The organism is Amycolatopsis sp. La24 (assembly GCF_029087445.1).
Lineage (GTDB): Bacteria > Actinomycetota > Actinomycetes > Mycobacteriales > Pseudonocardiaceae > Amycolatopsis > Amycolatopsis nivea.
Genome location: NZ_JARACH010000037.1, coordinates 26,898 through 51,244, shown reverse-complemented (window position 1 = coordinate 51,244; position 24,347 = coordinate 26,898). Strand labels below are relative to the sequence as shown.

22 protein-coding genes and 1 pseudogene are annotated in these 24,347 nt (G+C 70.5%); 7 read left to right on the top strand and 16 right to left on the bottom strand.

What is annotated here, in order from left to right; genetic code table 11:
• Nucleotides 1-2: 2 nt before the first annotated feature.
• Together PUT80_RS29310 and PUT80_RS29305 are read left to right on the top strand one after the other, a co-directional pair.
• Nucleotides 3-863 carry a MaoC/PaaZ C-terminal domain-containing protein gene (locus PUT80_RS29310; protein ID WP_238607556.1) on the top strand — a complete coding sequence of 287 codons (861 nt, stop codon included), beginning with the start codon at nt 3-5 and terminating at the stop codon, nt 861-863.
• Nucleotides 864-890: 27 nt separating this feature from the next.
• A complete protein-coding gene (locus PUT80_RS29305; RefSeq protein ID WP_275294130.1) occupies nt 891-1,358 on the top strand; it encodes a riboflavin kinase in 468 nt (155 codons plus the stop codon).
• A gap of 21 nt (nt 1,359-1,379) precedes the next feature.
• Here the strand turns inward: PUT80_RS29305 and PUT80_RS29300 are convergent, their stop codons facing one another.
• The 6 genes from PUT80_RS29300 to PUT80_RS29275 form a co-directional block, all read right to left on the bottom strand.
• Nucleotides 1,380-1,937 (bottom strand): DUF5134 domain-containing protein, encoded by a 558-nt coding sequence (locus tag PUT80_RS29300; protein WP_162473044.1) that lies wholly within the window; start codon nt 1,935-1,937, stop codon nt 1,380-1,382.
• A 136-nt stretch (nt 1,938-2,073) separates the two neighbouring features.
• Nucleotides 2,074-3,243 carry a lipid-transfer protein gene (locus tag PUT80_RS29295; protein ID WP_037809945.1) on the bottom strand — a complete coding sequence of 390 codons (1,170 nt, stop codon included), beginning with the start codon at nt 3,241-3,243 and terminating at the stop codon, nt 2,074-2,076.
• Nucleotides 3,240-3,638, bottom strand: a complete 399-nt coding sequence (locus tag PUT80_RS29290; protein ID WP_275294129.1) for a MaoC family dehydratase — start codon at nt 3,636-3,638, stop codon at nt 3,240-3,242. Before PUT80_RS29290 ends, PUT80_RS29295 begins: the two co-directional genes overlap by 4 nt.
• A complete protein-coding gene (locus PUT80_RS29285; RefSeq protein WP_275294128.1) occupies nt 3,635-4,543 on the bottom strand; it encodes an OB-fold domain-containing protein in 909 nt (302 codons plus the stop codon). Before PUT80_RS29285 ends, PUT80_RS29290 begins: the two co-directional genes overlap by 4 nt.
• The gene (locus PUT80_RS29280; RefSeq protein WP_134668234.1) at nt 4,540-5,712 is read right to left on the bottom strand and encodes an acyl-CoA dehydrogenase family protein; all 1,173 of its coding nucleotides are present in this window, start codon (nt 5,710-5,712) and stop codon (nt 4,540-4,542) included. Before PUT80_RS29280 ends, PUT80_RS29285 begins: the two co-directional genes overlap by 4 nt.
• 2 nt (nt 5,713-5,714) lie before the next feature.
• Nucleotides 5,715-6,782: an acyl-CoA dehydrogenase family protein gene (locus PUT80_RS29275; RefSeq protein ID WP_275294127.1), complete on the bottom strand. Its 1,068-nt coding sequence runs from the start codon at nt 6,780-6,782 to the stop codon at nt 5,715-5,717.
• Nucleotides 6,783-6,908: 126 nt separating this feature from the next.
• Here PUT80_RS29275 and PUT80_RS29270 point away from each other — a divergent pair, with 126 nt between their 5' ends.
• Entirely contained in the window at nt 6,909-7,850 is a 942-nt protein-coding gene (locus tag PUT80_RS29270; protein ID WP_275294126.1) for an alpha/beta hydrolase, read from the top strand.
• On the opposite strand, the gene PUT80_RS29265 is transcribed toward PUT80_RS29270, so the two are convergent.
• Both PUT80_RS29265 and PUT80_RS29260 read right to left on the bottom strand, forming a co-directional pair.
• Nucleotides 7,847-9,217 (bottom strand): FAD-binding oxidoreductase, encoded by a 1,371-nt coding sequence (locus PUT80_RS29265; RefSeq protein WP_275294125.1) that lies wholly within the window; start codon nt 9,215-9,217, stop codon nt 7,847-7,849. The two genes, PUT80_RS29270 and PUT80_RS29265, sit on opposite strands and share 4 nt — an antisense overlap.
• A 251-nt stretch (nt 9,218-9,468) precedes the next feature.
• Nucleotides 9,469-10,863 carry a wax ester/triacylglycerol synthase family O-acyltransferase gene (locus PUT80_RS29260; protein WP_275294124.1) on the bottom strand — a complete coding sequence of 465 codons (1,395 nt, stop codon included), beginning with the start codon at nt 10,861-10,863 and terminating at the stop codon, nt 9,469-9,471.
• A gap of 59 nt (nt 10,864-10,922) precedes the next feature.
• Here PUT80_RS29260 and PUT80_RS29255 point away from each other — a divergent pair, with 59 nt between their 5' ends.
• The gene (locus PUT80_RS29255; protein WP_275294123.1) at nt 10,923-12,161 is read left to right on the top strand and encodes an alpha/beta hydrolase; all 1,239 of its coding nucleotides are present in this window, start codon (nt 10,923-10,925) and stop codon (nt 12,159-12,161) included.
• Here PUT80_RS29255 and PUT80_RS46335 read toward each other — a convergent pair.
• A pseudogene (locus PUT80_RS46335) lies at nt 12,125-12,205 on the bottom strand (GTP cyclohydrolase I FolE); the annotation flags it as partial. The gene PUT80_RS29255 and the pseudogene PUT80_RS46335 overlap by 37 nt on opposite strands.
• Before the next feature lie 100 nt (nt 12,206-12,305).
• The gene (gene folE, locus PUT80_RS29250) at nt 12,306-12,908 is read right to left on the bottom strand and encodes a GTP cyclohydrolase I FolE (protein WP_037809932.1); all 603 of its coding nucleotides are present in this window, start codon (nt 12,906-12,908) and stop codon (nt 12,306-12,308) included.
• A gap of 142 nt (nt 12,909-13,050) precedes the next feature.
• Here folE and PUT80_RS29245 point away from each other — a divergent pair, with 142 nt between their 5' ends.
• Complete coding sequence (locus tag PUT80_RS29245; protein WP_275294122.1) at nt 13,051-13,761, top strand: transcriptional regulator; 711 nt, start codon at nt 13,051-13,053, stop codon at nt 13,759-13,761.
• A gap of 175 nt (nt 13,762-13,936) precedes the next feature.
• Here PUT80_RS29245 and PUT80_RS29240 read toward each other — a convergent pair whose 3' ends face one another.
• From PUT80_RS29240 to kstR, 5 genes are all read right to left on the bottom strand, one after another.
• A complete protein-coding gene (locus PUT80_RS29240) occupies nt 13,937-14,488 on the bottom strand; it encodes a TetR/AcrR family transcriptional regulator (protein WP_275294121.1) in 552 nt (183 codons plus the stop codon).
• A gap of 1 nt (nt 14,489) precedes the next feature.
• Nucleotides 14,490-15,311 carry an SDR family NAD(P)-dependent oxidoreductase gene (locus tag PUT80_RS29235; protein ID WP_275294120.1) on the bottom strand — a complete coding sequence of 274 codons (822 nt, stop codon included), beginning with the start codon at nt 15,309-15,311 and terminating at the stop codon, nt 14,490-14,492.
• A 58-nt stretch (nt 15,312-15,369) separates the two neighbouring features.
• Nucleotides 15,370-16,524 carry an SWIM zinc finger family protein gene (locus PUT80_RS29230; protein WP_275294119.1) on the bottom strand — a complete coding sequence of 385 codons (1,155 nt, stop codon included), beginning with the start codon at nt 16,522-16,524 and terminating at the stop codon, nt 15,370-15,372.
• A complete protein-coding gene (locus tag PUT80_RS29225; RefSeq protein ID WP_275294118.1) occupies nt 16,524-19,259 on the bottom strand; it encodes a DEAD/DEAH box helicase in 2,736 nt (911 codons plus the stop codon). The genes PUT80_RS29230 and PUT80_RS29225 overlap by 1 nt, the downstream gene beginning before the upstream one ends.
• Before the next feature lie 591 nt (nt 19,260-19,850).
• The gene (gene kstR, locus PUT80_RS29220) at nt 19,851-20,483 is read right to left on the bottom strand and encodes a cholesterol catabolism transcriptional regulator KstR (RefSeq protein ID WP_037809922.1); all 633 of its coding nucleotides are present in this window, start codon (nt 20,481-20,483) and stop codon (nt 19,851-19,853) included.
• 164 nt (nt 20,484-20,647) lie between these two features.
• On the opposite strand from kstR, the gene PUT80_RS29215 reads away from it, so the two are divergent.
• The gene (locus PUT80_RS29215; protein WP_275294117.1) at nt 20,648-22,648 is read left to right on the top strand and encodes an acyl-CoA dehydrogenase; all 2,001 of its coding nucleotides are present in this window, start codon (nt 20,648-20,650) and stop codon (nt 22,646-22,648) included.
• Nucleotides 22,649-22,697: 49 nt separating this feature from the next.
• Here the strand turns inward: PUT80_RS29215 and PUT80_RS29210 are convergent, their stop codons facing one another.
• Complete coding sequence (locus tag PUT80_RS29210; RefSeq protein WP_134731224.1) at nt 22,698-23,534, bottom strand: LLM class F420-dependent oxidoreductase; 837 nt, start codon at nt 23,532-23,534, stop codon at nt 22,698-22,700.
• A 108-nt stretch (nt 23,535-23,642) separates the two neighbouring features.
• Here PUT80_RS29210 and PUT80_RS29205 point away from each other — a divergent pair, with 108 nt between their 5' ends.
• Nucleotides 23,643-24,347, top strand: a complete 705-nt coding sequence (locus PUT80_RS29205) for a class I SAM-dependent methyltransferase (RefSeq protein ID WP_134668222.1) — start codon at nt 23,643-23,645, stop codon at nt 24,345-24,347.

Here is a 24,347-nt window from a genome sequence, read left to right as displayed (position 1 = left end):
CCGTGCCCATCGACCCCGCGGTCGCGATCGGAGCCGATCTCGGCGAGGTCAATTTCGCCTGGACGCCGTCCGACGTGCTGCTGTACCACCTGGCCGTCGGCGCGGGCGCGGACCCGGTGGACGAGCGCGAACTGCGCTACACCTACGAGCGCGACCTGCGCGTGCTGCCGACCTTCGCCACCGTCGCGGCGAACCTCCGCACCTTCGAACCGCCCGCGCTCAAGTTCCCCGGCATCGACGTCGACCTGGCGAAAGTGCTGCACGGCAAGCAGGAGATCGAACTGCACCGGCCGATCCCGGTCGAGGGCAAGGCGGTCGCGCGGACCCGGATCGCCGACGTCTTCGACAAGGGCAAGGCTGCGGTGCTGGTGCAGGAGACCGAGGTCGCCGACGAGTCCGGCACTCCACTGTGGACAGCCCGGTCCAGCATCTTCGCCCGAGGCGAGGGCGGCTTCGGCGGCGAACGCGGGCCGTCGGACAAGATCGAGTGGCCCGACCGCGAACCGGACGCCGTGCTCGACGTGCCGACGTTGCCGCAGCAGGCGCTGTTGTACCGGCTGTGCGGCGACCGCAACCCGCTGCACGCCGACCCGGCGTTCGCCAAGGCCGCCGGGTTCGACCGGCCGATCCTGCACGGGCTGTGCACGTACGGCGTGGTCGCGAAGGCCGTGGTCGACGCGTTCCTCGACGGCGACCCCGAGCGCGTCTCGGCATTCGGGACGAAGTTCGCCGGCGTCGTCTTCCCCGGCGAAAACCTGCGCGTGCGCGTGTGGCGCGAAACCGGACGTCTGCTGGTCACGACCACCGCGCCGGAGCGTGCCGACGCGCCTGTGCTGGCCGACACAGTGCTGCGGTCCCGCTGAGCGTCGGGACCGTTATACGGTTGTCCCATGGCGGACGAGCGAGAGGGCACCTTCTTCGTGGTGCGCGGGCCAGTCGAGCCGGGCGACAAGCGCGGCCGTGAGCTGGGCTTCCCCACCGCGAACATCGCGCTGCGCGACCAGCGCGGCGAACTCGGCGACGGGGTGTGGGCCGGCTGGGCGGAACGCGCGGACGGCACGCGCGTGGCCGCCGCGGTGTCCGTGGGCCGCCGCCCGACCTACTACGGAGCCGACGGCTACCGGCTGGTCGAGGCCTTCCTGCTCGACTTCGAGGGCGACCTGTACGGCGAACGCCTCACCGTCTGGCTCGGCAAGCACCTGCGGGACCAGGAGGCTTACGGCTCCGCGCAGGAACTGATCGACGCGCTGGGGCGCGACGTCGCCGCGGCTCGCGAGTGGGTCGCCGCGCATCCGGCCGATACGCTGCCGACGCTGGCCGACCTGCCGCCGGACGGGGAAGTCCAGCGGCTCGGCTGAGAGTTACAAGGCCGGGCTGAGTCACACGCCAGCGAGCAGCATGACGCCCATGCCCGCGCCCATCGCCGCCCGGCACAGCGTGCGCGACGCGTGCCCCGGCGCCGCCGTGCCACGCGACCGCAGCGCCACCACGCCCGAACGGGCCGCGTCGAGCGCGAAGTAGGCCGCCGCCACCAGCGCGACCACCGGCCACGCCAGTCTGGTGTCCATTGTGGACATCGTGAGCCACGGCCCGTGCACCATCCCGCCGTGCGGCATCGCGGTGACCATGTACAGCATCGCCGCCGCCGACAGTGCGTGGTGCGCGCAGCCGTGCCCCTCAGCCCTGCCTCGCCAGGCGGAGACTGCGAACCAGCCCGCGGTCAGCACCAGCACCGCCTGCCAGCCCGCGGCCGGGATCGGACCGCCGACCGGCGACAGCATCGCGACCATCGCCACCACCAGCAGCAGTTCGGCGAGGTCGCCGTTGCGCACCCGGTGGCCGAGGCTGACGTAATCGAGTCTCACCAGCCGCAGCACGCACGGCAGTGCCAGCAACGCGAACAGCACGGTGAACAGCCACGCCAGCGGCACAGTCACCTCGGCACCTCACTCTTCGGACACGCTGCGTCACACGGTCTTCACTACCGTGACACGCGTGAGAAGGAGGCACCAGCCAGCAATGAGGTGATCCGCGTTGACCCACAAGGGTTATGCGCGCACCGGCAAGCCCAGGTCAGGGGGTTGTCAACACCAGCCCGCTCGTCGGGACGCCAGTCCCCGCCGTGACCACCGCCGTACCGGCGCCGGAGACCTGGTTGGCCGCCGTTCCGCGCAGCTGCCGGACCGCCTCCGCGATGCCGTTCATGCCGTGGATGTACGCCTCGCCGAGCTGGCCGCCGTGCGGGTTGAGCGGCAGTTTCCCGTCGAGGGTCAGCGTGTCGCCCGCGATGAAGTCCTTCGCCTCGCCGCGACCGCAGAAACCCAGCTCTTCAAGCTGCATCAGCACGTACGGGGTGAAGTGGTCGTACAGCACCGCGACGTCCACATCGGACGGTCCGATCCCGGATTGCGCCCACAGCTGCCGCCCGACCACGCCCATTTCCGGCAGCGCGGCGAGATCGTCGCGGTAGTAGCTGGTCATCACGTACTGGTCCGGCCCGCTCCCCTGCGCCGCCGCCGAGACCACCACCGGTGCCTGCCGCAGGTCACGCGCGCGCTCGAGGCTGGTGATCACGAGCGCGACGCCGCCGTCGCTTTCCTGGCAGCAATCGAGCAGGTGCAACGGTTCCGCGACCCAGCGCGAGGCTTGGTGCTCCTCCAGCGTGATCGGCCTGCCGTGGAACCAGGCGTTCGGGTTGGTGGCCGCGTGCGCCCGGTCGATGACCGCGATCTTGCCGAAATCCTCGCTGGTGGCCCCGTATTCGTGCAGATACCGCTGGGCGACCATGGCCACCGTGGCGGCCGGGGTCGCGATGCCCATCGGATAGTGGAACGCGTTGTCCACCCCGGACGTGTTCACCTGCTGGGCCGCGGCCGCAGACACGCGCCCGAACCGCATTCCGGACCGCTCGTTGAACGCCCGGTACGCCACCACGACGTCGGCGATCCCGCTGGCGACCGCCATCGCCGCCTGCTGCACGGTCGCCGCCGCCGCGCCGCCGCCGTAATGCACGCGGCTGAAGAACGTCAGCTCCGGGATGCCCAGTTCGCGGGCGAGCGCGATTTCCGCATTGCCGTCCATGGTGAACGACACCATGCCGTCCACATCGGACGGTTTCAGCCCGGCGTCCGCCAGCGCGTGGCTGACGCATTCGGCCGCCAGCCGCAGCTCGCTGCGTCCGGAATCCTTGGAGAACTCCGTCGCGCCGATCCCGGCGATGGCGGTGGTCCCGGTGAACGTCATGCGTCCTCCTCCGGCAGCGTCAGCGAAACCGTGCCGGTCACGTGCGCACCTAGACTGTCCACAGCGGACACTTCGAGTTCCACCTCGTTGCCGTCGCGGGCGATGACGCGGCCGGAGAAAGTGAGCGTGTCCCCGGCATAGCACGGCACGCCGAGCCGGATCTTGATCGAGCGGATGAGCGCCTGCGGACCGGCCCACTCGCTCACGTATCGCTGCACCAGGCCGGTGTCGGTCAGGATGTTGAGGAAGATGTCCTTCGACCCGCGTGCGACGGCGGCGTCGCGATCGTGGTGCACGTCCTGGAAATCCCGGGTCGCCAGCGCGGTGCTGATGACGAACGTCGGCGTCGCCTCGAGCACCATCGGCGGCAGTTCGGTCCCGACCGCTGCAGTCATCGCGCCACCTTCCACGCGGGCAGGGTCAATTCGTCGTCGACGCGCACGAACGCGGCGACGACCGGGAGTCCGATGCGGACCTCGTCCGGATCGGCGTCCAGCAGTTCGGCCATCACCCGCACGCCTTCCTCCAGTTCGACGAGCGCGACCACGAACGGCAGCCGCTTGCCCGGCACCGCCGGATGGTGGTGCACGACGAAGCTGTAAACGGTTCCGCGTCCGCTCGCGACGACGTAGTCCGGCACCGTGTCGAGCGATCCGTCCGGCGGCATCGGGCCGGGCGGATGCCGCAGGACGTCGCCCCACCGCTGGATGCGCAGTTCGCCTTCACGGAGACCGTCCCAGAAGAACTTCGTGTCGTGGCTGATCACCGGCCGCAGCACCGGCGACGGCGGCGGTTCCGGTTCGCGCGGGCGGAACTTCAGCACGCGGAACACCATGTCCGCCACCAGTTCCCCGTCGACGTACCAGTTCGTCCGGGTGGTCACGAACCAGCCCTCGCCGAGCCCGGTGCGCTTCGGGCCGGTGACGTCCTCCAGCGTGTTCGTGGTCGAAACGTGCTCGCCGGGCCGCAGATAGCGGTGGTAGGTCTGCTCGGAGTTGGTGGCCACAATGGACGTATACCCGGCGTCGTCGAGCACCTTCAGGATCAGCCCGAGCGGGTCGTCGTCCCCGCGCACGCCGTGCAGCCCCGGCATCGTCCACACCTGCGCCATCGCCGGCGGCGCGACGAGTCCCTCGTGGACACTCGTTTCGGCGAAGTCCGCGTCGGTGTAGACCGGGTTGGCGTCGCCGATCGCCTCGACCCAGTTGTGCACCATCGCCTGGTTCACCGGATCGCGCGCGTACCTCGGCGCGCTTTCGCCCTGTGCGGCGATTTTCGCGGCGGCTTCCTCGATCGTCATCGCGGCACCCTCGGCAGTTTCAGCCCGGCGGAGGCGATCAGTTCGCGCTGGATCTCGCTGACGCCTCCGCCGAACGTCAGCACCAGGTTCCGTTTCGCCAGCACGTCGAGCCATTCGGCGAGTTCCGCGGTGTCCGGGTCGGCGAGATCGCCGTGCCGCCCGACCAGTTCCTCCAGCAGCCTCCCGATCCGCTGGATTCGCTCGGAGGCGAACACCTTCGTCGCCGAAGCGTCGGCGATCTCGACCGACCCGTGCGCCGCTGCCGCCGCGACCTGCCAGTTCAGCAGTTCGTTGACCCGCGCGACCGCGAACGTCTCGGCCAGCACCGCGCGCACGTCCGGAAGGTCGAGCAACGCCGCGCCGTCCGGGGTCCGGCGCGCCGCCGCCCACGCCCACACCCGGTCGTGCAGACCGCCGATGCGCCCGGCCGGGCCGAGCATCACGCGCTCGTGGTTGAGCTGCGTCGTGATCAGCCGCCAGCCGCGGTTTTCCTCCCCCACCAGCATGTTCGCCGGCACCCGGACGTCCTCGTAGAACGTCGCGTTGACGTGGTGCGCGCCGTCGCAGGTGATGATCGGCGTCCACGAATAGCCGGGATCGCGGGTGTCCACGATGAGGATCGAGATGCCCTTGTGCTTCGGCGCGTCCGGATCCGTGCGCACGGCGAGCCAGACGTAGTCCGCGTCGTGGCCGCCGGTGGTGAAGATTTTCTGGCCGTTGATCACGTAATCGTCGCCGTCGCGGACCGCGCGCGTGCGCAGCGAGGCGAGGTCCGTCCCGGCTTCCGGTTCGGTGTACCCGATGGCGAAATGCACTTCCCCGGCCAGGATTTTCGGCAGGAACAAGGCTTTCTGTTCCTCGGTGCCGAACGCCTGCAGCGTCGGCCCGACCGTCTGCAGCGTCACCGACGGCAGCTGGACGTCCGCGCGGGCGGCTTCGTCGACGAAGATGTGCTGCTCGATCTCGCCGAAACCGCCGCCGCCGTACTCCTTGGGCCAGCCGACGCCGAGCTTCCCGTCGCGGCCCATCCGGCGCACGACGTCGCGGTACACCTGCCCGTGCCGCTCCCGCAGCAACGCGCGGCGCTCGTCGGCGGTCAGCAGGCCCGCGAAGTACTCGCGCAGCTGCGCCCGCAGTTCTTGTTGCGCGGCCGTCAGTTCGATGTGCATGCTCATCCCGCCACTCGTTCGCCCAGCCGGCCGAGCCGGTGCGCCGCTCCCCCGACCGCGCGGCCGAGGTCCTTCACCGCCGACGAATACCGATGCAGCGGATAAGTGCGGTCGACGCCGACGCCACCGTGCAAGTGATGACAGATCGCGAGCGCGGACGGCGCTTCCTCGGTCAGCCAGTACGCCGCGATGTCGAGCTCGGTGTCCGCGTCCAATCCGGACGCCAGCCGCCACACCGCCGACACCGCGGCCAGATGCACGGTACGGGAAGCGACGTAGACGTCCGCGATTTGCTGTGCCACCGCTTGGAAAGTCGCCAGTGGACGGCCGAATTGCGTGCGCTCGCCGACGTGCTTGGCAGTCAACGCCAGCGCTCCGGCAAGGAGTCCGTCGCCGAGCGCGAGCGCTCCTGCCAACGCGTAGCGGTGTAGCGTCTGCAACGCATGCCCTGCCGTGCGGTCACGCAAGAAATCCGCTTCGCTCACCCGCGCGCCGTCGAACCGCACGGTGTACTCCGGCATGCCCGTCGCGTTGTACGCAGGCAGGACTTCGACCCCGTCAGCGCGCGGATCCACCAGCGCGACGCCGGTGCCTCCCGGCAACGCGATCGGCGTGAGAATCCGCTCCGCTTCCGCGGCGTACGGCACGTGCGTTTTGACGCCGGTCACCGCCCACGCGCCGTCCGCCGCCGCACCGCTGGTCCCGGGGATGGAGGTCAGCGGTGCGGACGGCTCGTGCAAGGCAGCAGTGAGAATGGTCTCCCCCGCCGCCGCGGGCGGCAGGAACTCAGCGCGCTGCGCCGGGGTGCCGAGCGCCTCGACCGGCAGGATCCCGAGCGCCAGCACGGCGTACGCGGGCACCGCCGCCGCGGCCCGGCCCACCTCGGTGAGCACGGGGGCCACGTGGTCGACGCCGAGCCCGTCACCCCCGAGGTCGGCGGGCAGGGGCAGCGCGAGCAGGCCCGCGTCGGCCAGCGCTCGCCACTGGTCCGCGGGCTCGTCGGCCCTCCCGAGCACTTGCGCGGCGAGCGAGGTGATCTCGCTCTGCGTATCGTCGGGGGTGAAGTCCACTCCGGTCTCCCTCCACCTAGGTGGAACACGTTCTATTTTTAGCCGGAATGGGCTGGCTCGGCAACCCCCGGGACCGGGGCCCGAGCGGTGGATCGACCGCGAAGCGGAGAGGGGCGGCACGCCGACGTGGGTGCGGAACAAGTTCTCAAATCAGCGCTGGGCGACGTCGGCTGGCAAGCAACGCGGAAACTCGCGACCATCCCGCCCACCGCGGGCGTGCCCGACCCGAAGCCGCTGTCCCTGCCCGGCCGCGGCCAAACCGTCGTGGTCGACGTCGGCCCGCGGCACGCGCCCGCGGTGGTCCTGCTGCACTCGGTCGCCTGCACCGGGCTGCTCACCTGGTATCCCGTGCTGAAACGGCTGTCGGCGAACCACCGGGTGGTGGTATTCGACCAGCGCTGGCACGGCCAGGGCATCCGCTCGCACGACTTCAGCCTCGAGGACTGCGCGGACGACGTGGTCGCGGTCGCGGACGCGCTGGGCATCGACGAGTTCATGGTCGCGGGCTACTCGATGGGCGGCATGGTCGGCCAGCTGACCGCCCACCGCTATCCCGACCGCGTCACCGGCCTGGTCCTCTGCTCGACGGCGAGCAACTTCCGCCGCGGCGTCCGGCAACGCGTGGCGCTCGACCTGTTCGGCCGCACCCTGCACCTGCTGCGCGACCAGGCCCGCATCGGCCTGGTCCCCGGCGAACCCCGCCGCGAACGCCTCGCCCGGCTCGAGGACCACCGGTGGGCGCTGGAGGAATTCCGCTCGACGAGCCCGTGGGCGATCGCGGTCGCGCTGGACGAGATCGGCCGCTTCGATTCGACGCCGTGGCTGCACACCCTCACCCTGCCAGCGGCGGTCGTGGTGACCTCGCGGGACGGGTTCATCGCGCCCGCGCATCAGCGGAGCCTGGCGCGCAGGATTCCCGGGGCGGCGACGTACGAGATCCCTGCGGGGCACACCGCGTGCGTCTTCGCGGCGGACCAGTTCGTGGCGGCGTTGATGGCGGCGTGCACCTCGGTGCAGGCGGCGATCGGCGGACAGGAACGGGCGGCGGAGATCGCGGACTCGGCCTAGGAGTTCCCGCGCCTGCCGCGACGGCGCGCCCGCGTCCGCCGGGCCAGTGTCTTGCTGCCGTTGAAGAAGTCGTTGAGCCGGTCGAGTCCCCAGATGGCCCGGAGGACGAACGGCTGCATCAGCAGCGCCATCGACGGCGAATACTTCGCGGCGTCCGACCAGATGCCGGCGAGGTCGTCCGACATCTCGCCGTCGACGATGTAGTCGGCGAGCTGGTGGGCCACGTACGGCACCTGGCAGAGGCCGTGGCCATTGCAGGCCATCGAGTAGAAGACGTTGTCGCCCACCTGCCCGGCGACCGCCAGCCAGTCCGGGCTGATGCCGATCCACCCGCCCCAGGCCCGCTCGATGGCCACGTCGGACAGCGACGGGAACCGGCGCGCCAGATCCTTCCCCATGTCCTGCACGACGCGCGGGTCCGGGACCCGGTCGGGGAGCGGGTAGGTCTGGCCGCGCTGCGCTTGGCGGACCCCGCAGACGATGGTGTTGCGCTCGGTGAGCCGGTAGTGGGTCATCAGCTGGTGCTGGGTGATGATGCCGGACCGGCTGGTCCAGTCCAGCTCGGCGAGCCGCTCCGGCGCGATGGGTTCCGACTCGGTCTCGATGACGTACAGCGGGGTCGCGAGGTTCTTGGGCGTGATGTCCCACTCGCCGCCGTAGACGCTGGTCGCGAGCACCACCTTGTTGGCCCGCACGGTGCCGTGCGGTGTCGTGATCTCGACAACGCGGCCGGTCCGCCGGACGTCGCTCACCCGCGACTGCTCGAAGACCTTGGCCGACGAGGCGAGCAGCGCGCGGCGCACCCCGCGGGCGAGCTTGCCCGGGTTCAGCATCCCGCCGATGGATTCCCGCATCCCGCCCACGAAGCCGGCGGGGAGGCCGAGTTCCTCCCGGCTGCCGACGGTCCCCTGCCCGCCGAAGGCGCGCAGGACCGCCGCCTGAGTGCGCACCCGGAGCATCATGAGGGGCGAGACCGCACCCCACACCAGGCCGTTCGGCACGTAGTCGCAGTCGATGGCGTGCGTCTTGATGAGGTCTTCCACGTAGTGGCCCGCGTGCTCCGCCAGCTTGACCATGACCGGCATCTTCTTCGGGGACTGGACGCTGAGCATCCGCAGGTCGCCGCCCGGAGCACCGGCGATCTGACCGCCGTTGCGCGAGGCCGAGCCGTAGCCGCAGAACTCGGCCTCCAGCAGGACCACGTCCTGGTCGCGCTCCGCGAGGCGCAGCGCGGCCGCCATGCCGCCCATGCCGCCGCCGATGACCGCGATGTCGCAGGTGAGATCACCGTCCAGCGCGGGCCGCACGTCGTCCGGCCGGTCGATCCAGCCGCTGAAGTTGCTGTATTTCGTGCCGTCGGTCTTCATGCTGTCCCGATTTCCTTCTGGGGGTCCGTGCCGCTTCGTGCTCCGAGCCAAGGCGTGGGCGGTTGCCTCGCGCCTCATTGTCGGCAGCCCCGGGCGCGGCGAAAACGACACTGCGCACCGGCTTCCGCTGGGCGCAGTGCACTGTGCACTCATCGCCTACCCGCGGAACTGCGGTCCCAGGTGTCCACAGTGGACTACGAACGACGGCGGACACCGTCGTGCGAAAGCGTCGGCATTCCGCGCGTCCGCGATCAGACCGGCGCGGCCTTGCTCAGCTCGTCCATCGCCTCCGGCAACGCGTCCGCCAGCGGCCACAGATCCTTCACCAATTCCTTGGCCCCCAACAGCCCGACGCCCACCTTGCCGTCGTTCGACAGCACCGTGATGTTGAGCCCCGCTCCGTGGAACACCGGTCCCAGCGGGTACAGCCCGGTGATCCTGGCGCCCAGCAAATACAGCGGCATCGGCGGCCCGGGCACATTCGAGATGATCAGGTTGTGCACCACCGGATGCCGTTCGGCCAGCCGCAGCGCCGAATACGCGCGCACGCCCAGCCCGAACACCGTCGCCGGGGAGAACTGGGCCCAGTCGGCGAGCATGTCGGCGTCGATGTCGTAATGGTGGTCCTTCGCCCGCCGGTTCGCCTCGGCCAGGAAGAACACCCGCGCCGCCGGGTCGGGCAAATGCGTGGGCAGCGACGCGAAAAAGGCCGAAACCCGGTTGCTGCCGCGATCGCGTTCCGTGCGTTCGTGCACCGACACCGGAACCGTCGCCACCAGCGGGTCGCCCGGCAGTTCGCCGCGGCCGAGCAGGAATTGCCGCAGGGCACCGGAAACCAGCGCCAGCACCACGTCGTTCACGGTGACGCCGAAAGCGTCCTTCACCTGCTTCACCGCGTCGAGGTCGAGCTGCGCGAAGGCGACCGAACGGTGGCCGGTGATGGTGCCGTTCAGCGAGGTCCGCGGCGCGGTGAAGGGCACCGGCATTCCCTTGCCGCGCACAGTTTTCATCGCCCACTTCGGCACCAGACCCAGCAGCTCGGGCAGCAGCCGGGCGATCTCGAACGGTCGGTGCAGCAGCGAATCGGCGCTCTCGCGCAGCAGCCGCAACCGGGTGGGGAGACCGTCGTTCTCGCGCTCGTCGTCGGGCAGCTCCGGCAGCGGCGCGTCGGGTTCGAGACCGGCGAGGTAGCCGATCAGGCTGGCCCCGCCGACGCCGTCGACGCTCGCGTGGTGCATTTTCAGCAGCACCGCCAGCCGCCCGTCCGACAGGCCCTCGATCACGTAGCACTGCCACAGCGGATGCGCGCGGTCGAGCCGCTGCCCGGCGATGTGCGCGCACATCTCGGCGAGCTCGCGGTCGTCGCCCGGCGCGGGCAGGCCGATGCGGTGCACGTGGTTGTCGAGGTCGAAATCCTCGTCCTCGACCCACACCGGATGGTTCAGGTTCCAGAGCGGATTGTGGAGTTTGCGGCGGAACGCCGGGATCACCGCGACGCGTTCGGCGAGGCGGCGCTTGAACTCGGGGAACGCGTAGCCGCCGGGCATGGTCGAACCGTCGAGGGTGAGCAGGCCGCAGACGTGCAGGACCTGCGAGGGCGTCTCCAGGTAGAGGAAGCTCGCGTCCAGCCCGCTCAGTCGCTGCATGTCTTCCAGCGTAAGGCAGAACCCTGGCGACGGCGCTCGGCGGAGGTAGCATCGGGCAGGTGAAACCGGACTTCGTGACCCGCCGGGCGGCGCAGCTCGGTCTCGCCGCACTCGCCTTGCGGCCGCCGAAACCGCGGCCGACCTCGATCCCGGTGTTCTTCGCCGGCTGGCTCACCGGCGAACTCGCGCCGCACCTGCTCGCGCTCACCGCGGCCGACACTGTGCAGCACGTCGCGCGCCACGGGGTCCGCCGCCCGAGCGACCGGATCGGGCTGGCGCTGGCCGGGCTGTCCGCGGCCGGTTTCGCGTCGCTTATCGGGACCTCGCTGAAAGCGCGCCTCGAGGTCGAGGCCGCGCTCGTCGAAGCGCTCGGCGAGGACTACCGGGACAGCCTGGAGAACCCTTCGGACTTCTCGACGCCGTGGGGACGCCTGCTGATGCCGTTCCGGATGCACGAGCCGGACGTCGTGCGCGACCGGAACGTCGCGTACGCCCCTGGCGGCAAACGGTTCCTCCTGGACGTCTACCGTCCGCGCGAAACCGTCCGCGACGCCCCGGTGCTGCTGCAGATCCACGGCGGCGCGTGGAGCATCGGCAACAAGGAACAACAGGGCCTGCCGCTGATGCGCCACCTCGCCCGCCGCGGCTGGGTCTGCGTCGCGATCAACTACCCGCTCTCCCCCGCCTCGCGCTGGCCGGCGCACATCGTGGCGGCCAAGCAAGCGCTCGCCTGGATCCGCGAACACATCGCCGAGTACGGCGGCGACCCGCGCTTCGTCGCGGTAACCGGCGGTTCGGCGGGCGGGCACCTGGCCGCGCTGCTCGCGCTGACCCAGAACGACCCGGCGCTGCAGCCCGGGTTCGAGGAGGCGGACACGAGCGTGCAGGCCTGCGTGCCGCACTACGGCGTGTACGACATCGCCGCGTCGACCGGCGAGGAGGAAAGCCGGTACCGCCTGGAAAGCCTGATGGCGCGCCGGGTGTTCGCACCGGAGCACCGGCTGGACGACTACCTCGCCGCGTCCCCGATGGACCGGATCGCCGAGGACGCACCGCCGTTCTTCGTGATCCACGGCAAGCACGATTCACTCGTCCCGGTCGCGGAAGCGCGGGAGTTCGTCGCCCGGTTGCGCGCGAAATCCGCCCATCCGGTGGCGTACGCGGAACTCGCCGGGGCACAGCACGCGTTCGACGTGTTCCCGTCAATCCGCAGCGCCCACGTCGTCCGCGCAGTCGAACACTTCCTCGACTGGGCCCACGCTCAGGCATTGACCCCGGTCAACGAGAAGAACTCCTGACGCGAGCGAGCGTCCTCACGCAGCGTGCCCATCCACGTCGACGAGCCCCGTCGCGGAGGCGCAGCACGCGTTCGACGTGTTCCCGTCAATCCGCAGCGCCCACGTCGTCCGCGCAGTCGAACACTTCCTCGACTGGGCCCACGCTCAGGCATTGACCCCGGTCAACGAGAAAAACTCCTGACGCGAGCGAGCGTCCTCACGCAGCGTGCCCATTAACGTGGACGTCACCGTGGACGAGCCCGTCGCCTGCACGCCGCGCAGGGTCATGCAGGTGTGTTCGGCCTCGATCACCACGCCGACGCCCTTCGGGGACAGCTGGTCGCCGAGCCAGCCCGCGATCTGCTTCGTCAGCCGTTCCTGCACCTGCGGGCGGCACGCGAAATGCTCGACGACCCGCGCCAGCTTCGACAGTCCCAGGATCCGCTCGCCCGGCAGGTACCCGACGTGCGCGACCCCGATGAACGGCAGCAGGTGGTGTTCGCAGACCGACCGGACCGGGATGTCGCGGGCCAGGACCAGTTCGTCGTAGCCCTCGTCGTTGGGGAACGTGGTGAGGTCGAACGCGCGCGGCGTGAACAGCTCGGCGTACGCGCGGGCCATCCGGCCGGGGGTGCCGCGCAGGCTCTCCGAGTCGAGGCTGATGCCGAGCGCGCGCAGGAAGTCCCCCGCGGCGTTTTCGGCCGCGGCCAGGTCGAAGCCGGGGACGGGCTCGTGGACGACGCGGAGGGCGGTTCCGGACGACTGCATGGGCGATCCTCGGGCTTCGAGCGGCAACAGAACAGGGTTTCGCCGATAAATCTTTGTCTTATTGCCCGGCGGAGTCAATGTGACCAGGTGAACAAGCCAGGTGGAGGGTTCCGGGAACCTCGCTGGGCGTTATCGTGGGTGTGTGACGAGTGACCTGGCGACCATCCGCGCGGTAGCGGCGCTGGACGAGGACCTGCGCCGGGGGATGTACGCCTTCATCCGCGACGCCGGCCGCCCGGTGACGCGCGAGGAGGCGGCCGCGGCGGTCGGCATCTCGCGCAAGCTGGCCGCGTTCCACCTGGACAAACTCGTGACGGCCGGCCTCCTGCGCGCCCGCTACGAGACCGTCGGCGGCGTCCGCAAGGTGGGCCGCGCCCCGAAGGTCTACGAACCCGCCGCGACCGACTTCGCGATCTCCATCCCGCCCCGGCAGCCGGACGTCCTGGCCGCGATCCTGGTGGACGCGGTCGCCTCGGCGGCCCCCGGCGAACCGGCCAGGGACGCCGCCCTGCGCGAGGCTGGACGGCACGGCGCCGCCGCCGGAGCCGCCGAACGCGAACGCTCCCGCCCGGGCCGGCTGGGCACGGAACGCGGACTGACCCTGACGAGCACGGTCCTGGCCCGCCACGGTTTCGAGCCGAACCGCGAGACGCCGGTATGCCTGCGCCTGCGCAACTGCCCGTTCCAACCACTGGCCGGCCGCGCGCCGGACCTGGTGTGCGGGATGACGGACCGCTTCTTGAGCGGGGTCGTGGAAGGACTCCAAGTACCGGGGGTGACGACGACCCGGGTCGCGCCTCGCGACGGCGGGTGTTGCGTGGAGCTTCGCGGGACCGAGTCAGCCGGCAGCTGACCTGGCCTGCGCGCGGTTCGGATCGAGCTCCCGGCTGAATCTCCGCGCAGGGGCGCCAGCGAGGTCGCCAAGCGGCGCGCGAATCGTCTCCGGGCTGGTTCTGCTGCGGAGAATCAGCCTTGTTCCGTGGCACCGCGCGGTCAGCACTCAGCAGTACGCAGTGCCCGACGCGAAACTAGCCGCCCGGCGACACCGCGCGCAGCACCCTTTCCACGTGGGCGGCGGGCCAGTCCTCCGTGAACGGCCGGGTGCGCAGGAGCCAGCGGTGGAAAACCGGGCCCAGCAGCAGTTCCGCGCCGTCTTCCGGGCATGCGACTTCGGCGCGGGCCAGGCGGTCGGCGATCGCGCGCAGTTGCGGGCCCAGCAGGCGGTCCAGGACTTCGGCGCCGATGGCCGGATCGGTTTGCAGTTCGGCGGTCACCGCGCGGAGCAGGCGGTCGGTCGCCGGATCAGTCAGTTCGGCGATCATGCCGCGGACCAGGGTTTCCAGATCCGCTCGAAGATCGCCGGTGTTCGGGATGGCGACTTCGCCGGAAGCGTCGAGGCTTCGCTCCAGCAGCGCGTCAAGCAGCACCGCGGCGGGCGAGGACCATGTGCGGTACAGCGTTTGCTTCCCGGCACCGGCGCGGGCCGCGATGCCCTCCATGGTCAGGCCGCCGAAACCGGATTCGGCGGCGAGGGAGAGCACCGCGGCGTGCACTCGGGCTCGGGTGCTGGCGCGTGCCATCTCAGATCTCCGCGTCGGAGAAACGCTTGTCCTGACGGTAATCCGTCAGCCGTCCGGACAGTGCTGCCGCGACCATTCCGGGGGCATCGGCACCGGTCAGGACGCGCAGGCGCTGGTCGGCGGGGTCGTTGACGTGCTGCAGGATCTCCGCGGCGATCTCGGCGGGCGGAGTGCCGCCGCCGGTGCCGGCGGTCGCCCACGGGACGGTCGTCGTGCCGAACATCCGCTCGCGCAACCCGTCGTACGCCGGGTTCGGGGCGGTGAACCGCATGCTGCCGGTCGCCCATTCGGTGTCCATCCCGCCCGGTTCGACAATGCTCACGCGCACGCCGAACTCCGCGACCTCCTGCGCGATCGCCTCGCTCATCCCCTCCAGGCCCCATTTGCTCGCGTTGTACAGCCCGAATCCCGGCACCGAACCGGCACCGCCGACCGAAGAGATCTGCACGACGTGCCCCGATTTCTGCTCGCGCAACACCGGCAGCGCGGCTTGGGTCAGCCACAACGCGCCCAGCAGGTTCGCCTCCAGAATGTCCCGCGCTTCCTCCTCGCTTACCTCCTCAGCCATGCCGACCAGTCCGTACCCGGCGTTGTTCACCACGACGTCCAGCCGGCCGAACTCGGCCACGGCCCGCTGCACGGTTTCCCGCGCGGCGGCCCGGTCCCGTACGTCGAGCACGTGCTCCACGACGTTCCGGTGTTCCGGCGCGCTGCCCGGCGTGCGGACGGTCGCCAGCACTCGGTCTCCCGCCTCCGCCGCGGCCAAAGCCAGCGCCTGCCCCAGGCCGCGGCTCGCTCCGGTGATCACCCATGTTCTCGTCATGCCGCCGACGCTAGCACGAAACGAGACGTACCGTCTCGTTTCACTCTCCGTAAGCGATTCAGCTATCCGCGGGGTAAGCGAGATCGACCGGCTGCTCGGCCGGAGGTCCGTCCGGCCACCACTGCCCCGCGACGCGCACGAATCGGTACCACCGGCTGTCCCGTCCGTATCGCAGCTGCACTGGCCCGGCCGTCACCCGGTTGCGCCATACCTTTACCTCCTCCGCCAACTCCGCGAGTTCCGCCCGAGCCGCCGCCAACGGTCCGGGGCCGGGACTCCACACGTCCCGCAGTGCCGCGAGCCCGCTCCGGCCCGCTTCCCGCCATGCCTGCGCCGACACGATCAGCTCCGACGGCGCGACTTCGGCGGCAGCGGCCAGTCCGAACACGTCCGCGCCCGGCCGGGCGGCCCGGCGCGCCAGGTCCTCGGCGAAAGTCAAGTCCGCCAAGGCATCCCGGGCATGCAGCAGGTCTAGCGCGAGCGACGCGGCGTCGGCGGCCAGGGCGGCGAGGCCGGCGGACGTCAGGCCGGAGCGCGCGGGCGGGTCGAGGTCGAGCACGGCGGGCGGACCGGGTTCGCCGGGGATCGCGGGCAGCGGCGGCAGCGGCGCGATCCGCCGTGCGTACGCCTTTTTCGGCGTCAGCCCGACCTCCGGCGCGCGAGCCGGACGCGCGGCGCTGGGGGTCCGCAATTCGCGCAGTTGAGCCAAAACCTCGTCCCGGCCCCGGCCGCGCAGGGTGAACAGCACGAACGGATCGGCGTCCACCTCGTCGGCGACCAGGTAGTACACCGCCGCCACGTGTTTGCACGGATTCGCGCTGTCCGGACAGGAACAGCGCGGCCGCAGATCGCCTGGTCCGGGCAGCAGGTCGGCTCCGGCCTCCCGTGACTGGACGGCCAGTTCCTCGGGCAATTCGCCGTCGAGCAACGCGGCGGCGTGCCCGAGGCGGCGACCAGCGACGTCGAGCAGCTTGTCCCATTCCGACGCGCTGAACTCGCGCATCCGGATCGCGACCCGGTACGGATCCGGGCGGCTTCCCCGCACCCACGCGGTGATCTCGCCCGCGCTGATCGCCAGCTGGTCCACAACGCCCTTACGCGCGTACGTCCGCCCGCGCGGCAGCCGGTTCGGATCGAGTTTGGCGCGCTGCTCCAGCGCCTCCACCCACGCCCGGCCCCACCACCGGTGGCCGAACGTCCGCCGCGGCGGCATCAGCCGCTCCCGAGCCGGACCAGGTCGGCGAGCTGGTCGTCGGACAGTTCGGTGATCCAGTCCTCCCCCGCCCCGACGACCGCGTCGGCCAGCCCGCGCTTGGTTTCCAGCACCGCGGCGACGCGTTCCTCCAGCGTGCCCTCGGCGATCAGCCGGTGCACCTGCACCGGCCGGTCCTGCCCGATCCGGTACGCGCGGTCGGTGGCCTGGTCCTCCACCGCCGGGTTCCACCAGCGGTCGTAGTGGATCACGTGCGTGGCCTGGGTGAGGTTGAGCCCGACGCCGCCCGCCTTGAGCGACAACAGGAACACCGGCACCTCGCCGGACTGGAACGCGGCCACCATCTCGTCCCGCTGCTTCGGCCCGACCTCGCCGGAAAGCAGCGCGGTGGGCAGCCCGCGTTCGGCGAGCCGCCGCTCCAGCAACCGGCACAGCCGCACGTATTGGCTGAACACCAGCACGCTCTCGCCCTCGTCGAGGATGACGTCCAGCAGTTCCTCGAACGCGGCGAGCTTGCCCGACCGTCCGCTCAGCGCGCCGGTGCTTTCCTTGAGGTAGTGCGCCGGGTGGTTGCAGATCTGCTTGAGCTCGGTGAGCAGCTTCAGCACCTGGCCGCGCCGCTGGACCCCTTGTGCTTCCCGGATCTGCGCGAGGTTCTCCCGCACCACCGCCTCGTACAGCGTGGTCTGCTCGGCGGTGAGCGGGACGTACCGGTCGGTCTCGGTCTTCCGCGGCAGTTCCGGCGCGATGTCCGGGTCGGTTTTGCGGCGGCGCAACAGAAACGGGCGGACCGTCGCGGCGAGCCTTCCGGTGACCGTCTCGTCCCGGTCCCGTTCGATCGGCCGCGCCACGGTGCGGCGGAACTTCTCCAGCGGACCGAGCAGCCCCGGCGTGGTCCAGTCGAGCAGCGACCACAGTTCGGTGAGCCGGTTCTCCACGGGCGTGCCAGTGAGCGCGACGCGAGCCGCCGCCGGTACCTGCCGCAACTCTTTCGCCGTGGCGGACAACGGATTCTTGACGTGTTGCGCCTCGTCCGCAGCGACCATGCCCCAGTCCACTTCGGACAGCAGCTCCCGATCGCGGCGCAGCACCCCGTACGTGGCGAGCACGACCTCGTCCGGGGCCAGGTCGTCGAGATGCCGTCCGCCGCCGTGGAAGCGGCGCACCGGCACGTCCGGCGCGAACTTGCCGAACTCGCGTTCCCAGTTGCCCAGCAACGACGTCGGGCACAGCACGAGCGTCGGGCCCGCGGCCTGCGCGCGGCGGTGCAGGTGCAGGGCGATGAGCTGGATTGTCTTGCCTAGACCCATGTCGTCGGCGAGGCAGGCGCCCAGGCCGAGTTCGGTCATCGCGATGAGCCAGCCGAGCCCAGCCCGTTGATACGGCCGCAGCGTGGCGGTGAGCCCAGCCGGTTCCTCGACCGGCGCGGGCTCCCTCTCTCGCAACCGTTCGGCGAGCCCGGACAGTGCTGGTTGCGGGGCGAACTCGACGCGTTCGCCGTCGACCTCCAGCTCGCCGGTGAGCGCCGCGGCCAGCGCTTCCGCACCGGTGAGCCGCGAGCGCCGGGCCCGCATCCGCGCCAGCAAGGCGGGATCGAGCTTCACCCACTGCCCGCGCAGCCGGACCAGCGGCCGTTTGGCTTCGGCGAGCGCCGCGACCTCCTCGTCGGTGAGTTCGCTGCCGCCGAGGCTGAGCCGCCAGCGGAACTCCAGCAGGCCGTTGAGCGGGAACGCCGGACCGGATTCGCTCGCCGGAGCCTGCGTGACGCTCGCCTTCGCCCGTACTTCGCCGGCGAAAAGATCCTTGGGCCACAGGACTTCGATGCCCGCGCCGCCCAGGTCGCGTGCGCCGGTGCCGAGCAGGTCGACTACCTCGTCGTCGGTGAGCGGGAGCGTGGTGGGCGCGGGTTCGGACAGGATCCGGCCCAGCGGCGGCCAGGCTCGGGCGCCTCGCCTCAGGCCCAGCAGGAGCTGCGTTTCGACCTGGTCGCCCAGCCGGTGCAAGACCGCTTCGGGCGCGTCCCAGAGAGTGGCGGCTTCGACGACCAGGCTCGGTTCCAGGGTCGAGCGGACGGCGAGGACTCCGGCGAATTCCTCGTCGGTCGCTTCGATCCGCAGCAATAGTTGTGCGCCGTCTGGGCTGCGGGCTTCCAGTTCGGTGAGCCAGGCCGCGCCGTCTGGGTCCAGCAGGGTGGGCTGTGATTCCGCGAATGCTGCGCCGCCGGAGCCGATCGCTGCGGCCGGGCTCCGCACGAGGACGTCCGCTGCCGCGTCCCATACCGCGCGGACCAGGGATTCCGGTGAGTGCAGGCGGATTCGTTTCACGCCGGATAGGGGGAGGGCGTGTGCTTCGGGCGGCAATGCGGCGGCTAGTCCGCGGAGGAGTTCTTCGTCGGATGCGTCGAGGGGGCCTACTCGCCAGGTGCCCAGGCCGCTCGGGGTCGACGCTGGACGCAGGCGGCCGCGCGCTACCAGGTTCACGCCGGCGTTTACTACTGCTGACCAGGCTGACAGGGCTGGGCTGGTTTCGTCCGGTACTACGAGGAGGCGGGGGATCGCTTTCTCCAGCGGGACGAGTCTCGCCATGACCTCGGTGCGGGCGAATTTTCCGCCGCCGGGCAGGACTAGCTGGATCGGGGTGTCTCCCTCGATCTCGTCGCCCCACAGCGCCAGGACTCCCTCTCGCGGGGGATCCGAGGGGAGGTAGGTGGCTTGGGTGGTCTGGTCGAACTCCACTGGGGCACGGTAGCTCGTGGGTCTGACAGTTCTCGTCGCCTGGCGGCGACATCGCTTTGGGTGATTGCGTGGGGCACCCCGAAGCTTGATTGTGCTGACGGTCTGAGGGTGCTTGTCAAGGCGGGAAAGATGCCTTGACAAGCACCCTCAGACCGCAGGAGAGCTTCGTATCGGGGTGCGGGGGTGGTGTGGGTGCACCGATCGTTGAGTGCATCGGCTGCGGTTTCGCATCGTGTGGGGCTAGCGCCCCAATGTGGCATTGGGTGCATGTGACGCACCCAAAGTGGCATTGGGTGCATGTGACGCACCCAATGTGGCGTTCGGTGCGTGGGACGCACCCAATGCCGCATTGGGGCGGCATCCCGAGCGGGCGCGAGGTGAGCGGGCGCGAAGCGAGTGGGCGCGGGGCAAGCGGGCGTGGCGCGAGTGGGGCGAGCGGGCGGCGCGAACGGGCCGTGAAGGGCTCCTTGAGGGAATCCAAGTCCGGGAAGGGGCCCCTCACGGCCGTCACGGACCGTCGTGGGGCGCCGAGGGGCGTGAGGGGAACCCTCACGGAATCAGATTCCCTCAGGGTGGCCCTCACGCACGCGGCTATTTGTCCAGCAGCAGGTGGACAGAAAGCTCCAGGCGGCTGGCCACATCGGCTGCGGAGGCGCGGCGGGTCACCCAGGCGACGAGGTTCGCCATCCACACATCGGCGACTACGTGGAAGATGTCGCGGTCCGCTTCGGTGGGGTCGTCGATGCCCATCGCGCTCGCGAACATGTCTTCCATCAGCCTGCCGACCAGTTCGACCTCGGCGGCCGCGGACGTGTCGGCGAACATGAACGCTCGCACCATCGCCTCGGTGAGGTGCGGATCGCGCTGCATCAGGCGGGTGTTGCGGCCCAGGACGAACATCAGGCGTTCGGCGGGGGTTTCGCCGGGGATCGCGCTTCGTTGAATCTTTTCGTGCGCGGCCTCGAACTGCTGAGCCAACCCTGACACGAGCAGGTGAATCTTCGACGGGAAGTACCGGTAGAGCGTGCCCAGCGCGACGTCCGCCTTCTCGGCGACCGCGCGCATTTGCACCGCGTCGTAGCCGCCCTTCGAGGCAAGCGAGAGCGTCGCGTCGATGATGCGGCGGCGGCGGTCCCGCTGGGCCGCGGAGCCCAGTTCCTCGCCCATCGCGCCGAGGCCGTTCGCCCGCGTTTTCGCCGCCGGCGTCTTCGCCTTCCCCGGCATCGCAATCCCCTCTGTCGTCACGCAAGCCGTCTTGCGGAACTCGTTCCAGTTTCCGGCTAAGCGTACCTGCCCTGGAGAAAGGTTCAACTCTCGACCGCCTGGCGGAAAAACTGTAACACGTTCTACACTAGCCAGTAGCTCTGTACCCCGCGAGGAGGAGACCGATGCCGGTCGCGCTCACCGAGGAACAAACCGCGCTCGCCGCCGCTGTGCGGGATTGGGCGGCGGCACACGATCCGGTCGCCGCTGTGCGCGCGGCCGAAACCACGGGGGCCAGTCTCCCGGACGGGTTCGCGGCGCTCGGCATTACCGGCGTCGCGTTGCCTGCGTCGGTGAACGGTGCGGACGGGACGGTCGCGGATCTCGCGGCCGGGCTTGCCGCCGCGGCGGAGGCGCTGGTGCCGGGGCCGCTGCTGAGCACCGCGCTGGCGGGGCTACTGCTCGCGGAGCATTCGAAGGAACTCGCGGCCGAGATCGCCGAGGGGACCGCGCAGGTCGCGGTGCAGTTGGAAGAGTCGGCGACCGTACCCGGCGCGGACGCCGAATCATGGTTGCTCGTGCCGCGCGGTGATCGGTACGTCTTGAGTCCGCCCGGAACAGCGGTGGAACCGTTGGCGCCCTTCGACTTTTCCCGGTCTCTGGGGCGGGTCGGGGCCGACGTGCCGGGCGAGGTGCTGGACCTGCCGGACGTCCGCGATCTCGCGGCGACGCTCGCGGTCGCGGAAGCGGCGGGCGTGGCGCGCTGGTGCCTGACGACGGCCGTCGAATACGCCAAGGTCCGGGAGCAGTTCGGCCAGGTGATCGGTGCTTTCCAGGCGGTGAAACACCTCTGCGCGGAGATGTTGTGCCGCACCGAAGCGGCCGAGGCGCTGGCGTGGGACGCGGCTTCGTCGGTCGGCGACCCGCTGGCCGTCGCGAGCGCTGCGGCGGTGGCGTTGGACGCTGCCGTCGAGAACGCGAAGGACTGCATCCAGGTGCTCGGCGGGATCGGGTTCACCTGGGAGCACGAGGCGCACCTGTACCTGCGGCGCGCGTTGGGGTTGCGGCAGTGGCTCGGCGGTTCCCGGAAGTGGCGGCAGCGGGCCGCGGACCTGGCGTTGGCCGGGAAGCGGCGGACGCTTGGGGTGAACGTCGGCGAGGATGCCGAGGTGACCCGGCTGGTCGCGGAAATCGCTGCCCTGCCGGAAGAAAACCGCCGTACCGCGCTCGCGGACTCGGGGTTGCTGGCCCCGCACTGGCCCCAGCCGTACGGCATGGGTGCGGACGCGGCGACGCAGCTGCGGATCGACGCCGCCTTGACCGCGGCGGACATCCGACGGCCGGACATGGTGATCGGCGGCTGGGCAGTGCCGACGATTCTCGCGCACGGCACCGACGACCAGCGTGAGCGCTTCGCCAAGCCGACGCTCCGCGGCGAAGTGACCTGGTGTCAACTGTTCAGTGAACCGGGCGCCGGCTCGGATCTCGCGTCGCTGCGCACCGTGGCGCGCCGGACCGACGGCGGCTGGCTGCTGACCGGGCAGAAGGTGTGGACGTCGCTGGCGCACGAAGCGGATTGGGCGATCTGCCTCGCCCGCACCGACCCGGATGTGCCGAAGCACAAGGGAATCACGTACTTCCTCGTCAACATGCGTGCCGACGGCATCACCACGCGGCCGCTGCGCGAGATCACCGGGCGGAGCGTGTTCAACGAGGTTTTCCTGGACGACGTCTTCGTTCCGGACGCCGATGTCGTCGGCGAACCCGGCGCGGGCTGGAAGCTCGCGCGCACGACGCTGGCGAACGAACGCGTCGCGCTGGGCCGCGGATCCGCAGTGGGTGAGAACGTGGAGGCACTGCTGGAATCCGCGCCCGAGGACGTGGATCGCGACCGGCTCGGTGCGTTGATCGGACAAGGCAGCGCGTGTTCGGTGCTCGACCTGCGGGCGACGCTGCGGCGGCTGGACGGGCTCGGGCCGGGGGCGGAATCGTCGGTGGCGAAACTGCTCGGAGTGCGGCATCGGCAGGAAACAGCCGAGTTCGCCCTCGAACTCGCGCCGGAGCTGGTCGCGGAAACCCCAGCGGCGCAAGAGTTTCTGCTCACCCGCTGCCTCTCCATCGCGGGCGGCACCACGCAGGTCCTGCTCTCCGCCGCCGCGGAACGCGTGCTCGGGCTCCCCCGCTGAACGTCCGTGAAGGACTCCTCAAGGCGATCGAGGAGTCCTTCACGGCACGTCACTCGGCGCGGAAAGCAGCGGCGAGACGGGCGTATTCGTCCAGCAGCGCCAGCGTTTCCGCCTCCGGCAGCGTCGGCAGCATGATCCCGTAGTGGTCCAGCCCGGCGTCGGCGTACTGCTTGATCGCGTCCGCGTCGGCCGGCCCGCCGAAGAGCTGCGACGGCATGTCCCCGCGGCCCGCCTCGGCGAGCTGCTGCCGCACGCGGCGCACGTCGTCCGGCGACACCGCGGGGTTCGGGATCCAGCCGTCGCCGTGCTCGATCAGCCGCTTCAGCGCCGCGTCGCTCGCGCCGCCGACCAGGATCGGCGGATGCGGCGTCCGCACCGGCTTCGGCCACGCGAAGATCGGGTCGAAGTCGATGTGCTTGCCGTGGAACTCCGCCTGCTCCTGCGTCCAGATCGCCTTCAGCGCGGCGATCTGCTCGTTCAGCAGCGCGCCCCGGGTCTTCGGGTCGGTGCCGTGGTTGGCCATTTCCTCGCGGTTCCACCCGGCTCCGACGCCGAAGGCGAACCGTCCGCGCGACACCAGGTCGAGCGACGCCGCCTCCTTCGCGGTGTGGATGACGTCGCGCTGGATCAGCAGCACGACACCGGTGCCCAGCACCAGCTCCGAGGTGTTCACCGCGGCCGCGGTCAGCGCCACGAACGGGTCGAGCGTGCGGTAGTAGATGCGCGGCAGCTCGCCCCCACTGGGGTACGGCGTTTCGCGGCTCACCGGGATGTGCGAGTGCTCCGCGAGGAAGAGCGACGCGAACCCGCGCTCCTCCGCCGCCTCGCCCAGCACGTCGGGCCGGATGCCTTCGTCGGTCACGAACGTCGAGATCCCGAAATCCATGCCTCCTTCTACTCCGCGGATCGGGCAGGTATTCCCGCGGGCTGTTGACAGATCACCGGTCCGGTCCGCTAGCGTTAAATCATCACCCGTTGAATAGGGAGGCTCCGGATGGACGTGACGGACGTCGACTTCGAGGAGATGTACCAAGGCAAGACCCCGATCGGGGAGAAGATCCCGTGGGACATCGCCGGCCCGCAGCCCGCGGTGGTCGCGCTCGAAGCGGACGGCGGATTCCGCGGCGAAGTGCTCGACATCGGTTGCGGCCTGGGCGAAAACGCGCTGTACCTCGCGTCTCGCGGACACCGCGTCACGGGTCTCGACGGCGCGCCGACCGCGCTCGCACGGGCCCGCGAAACCGCCGCGAAGCGCGGCCTGGAGGTCACCTTCGACCAGGCCGACGCAACCCGGCTCGACGGGTACGAAGGCCGCTTCGACGCGGTCCTCGACAGTGCGCTTTACCACTGTCTCGACGAAGACCAGCGGCACGCGTACGTGGCGGCGCTCGGGCGCGCGACCAAGCCCGGCGCGCGGCTGAACATCTTCTGCTTCTCCGACTCAGTGCCGGCGAACTTCCCAGTGCCGTACCGGATCACCGAGCAGAATCTGCGCGAAACGGTCGGCGACGGCTGGACGATCAGCGCGCTCGAACCAGCCGTCTACACCACCGCGATGAGCCGCGAGGGCCTCATCGCCGCGGTCGCCGCCGTTTCGGAGGACGAAAAGCCGGACCCGACCGCGCTCGACGCGTTGGACGTCGACGAGCAGGGCCGGGTCCTCGTCCCGATGTGGCGGCTGGCGGCCGACCGGGCGTGA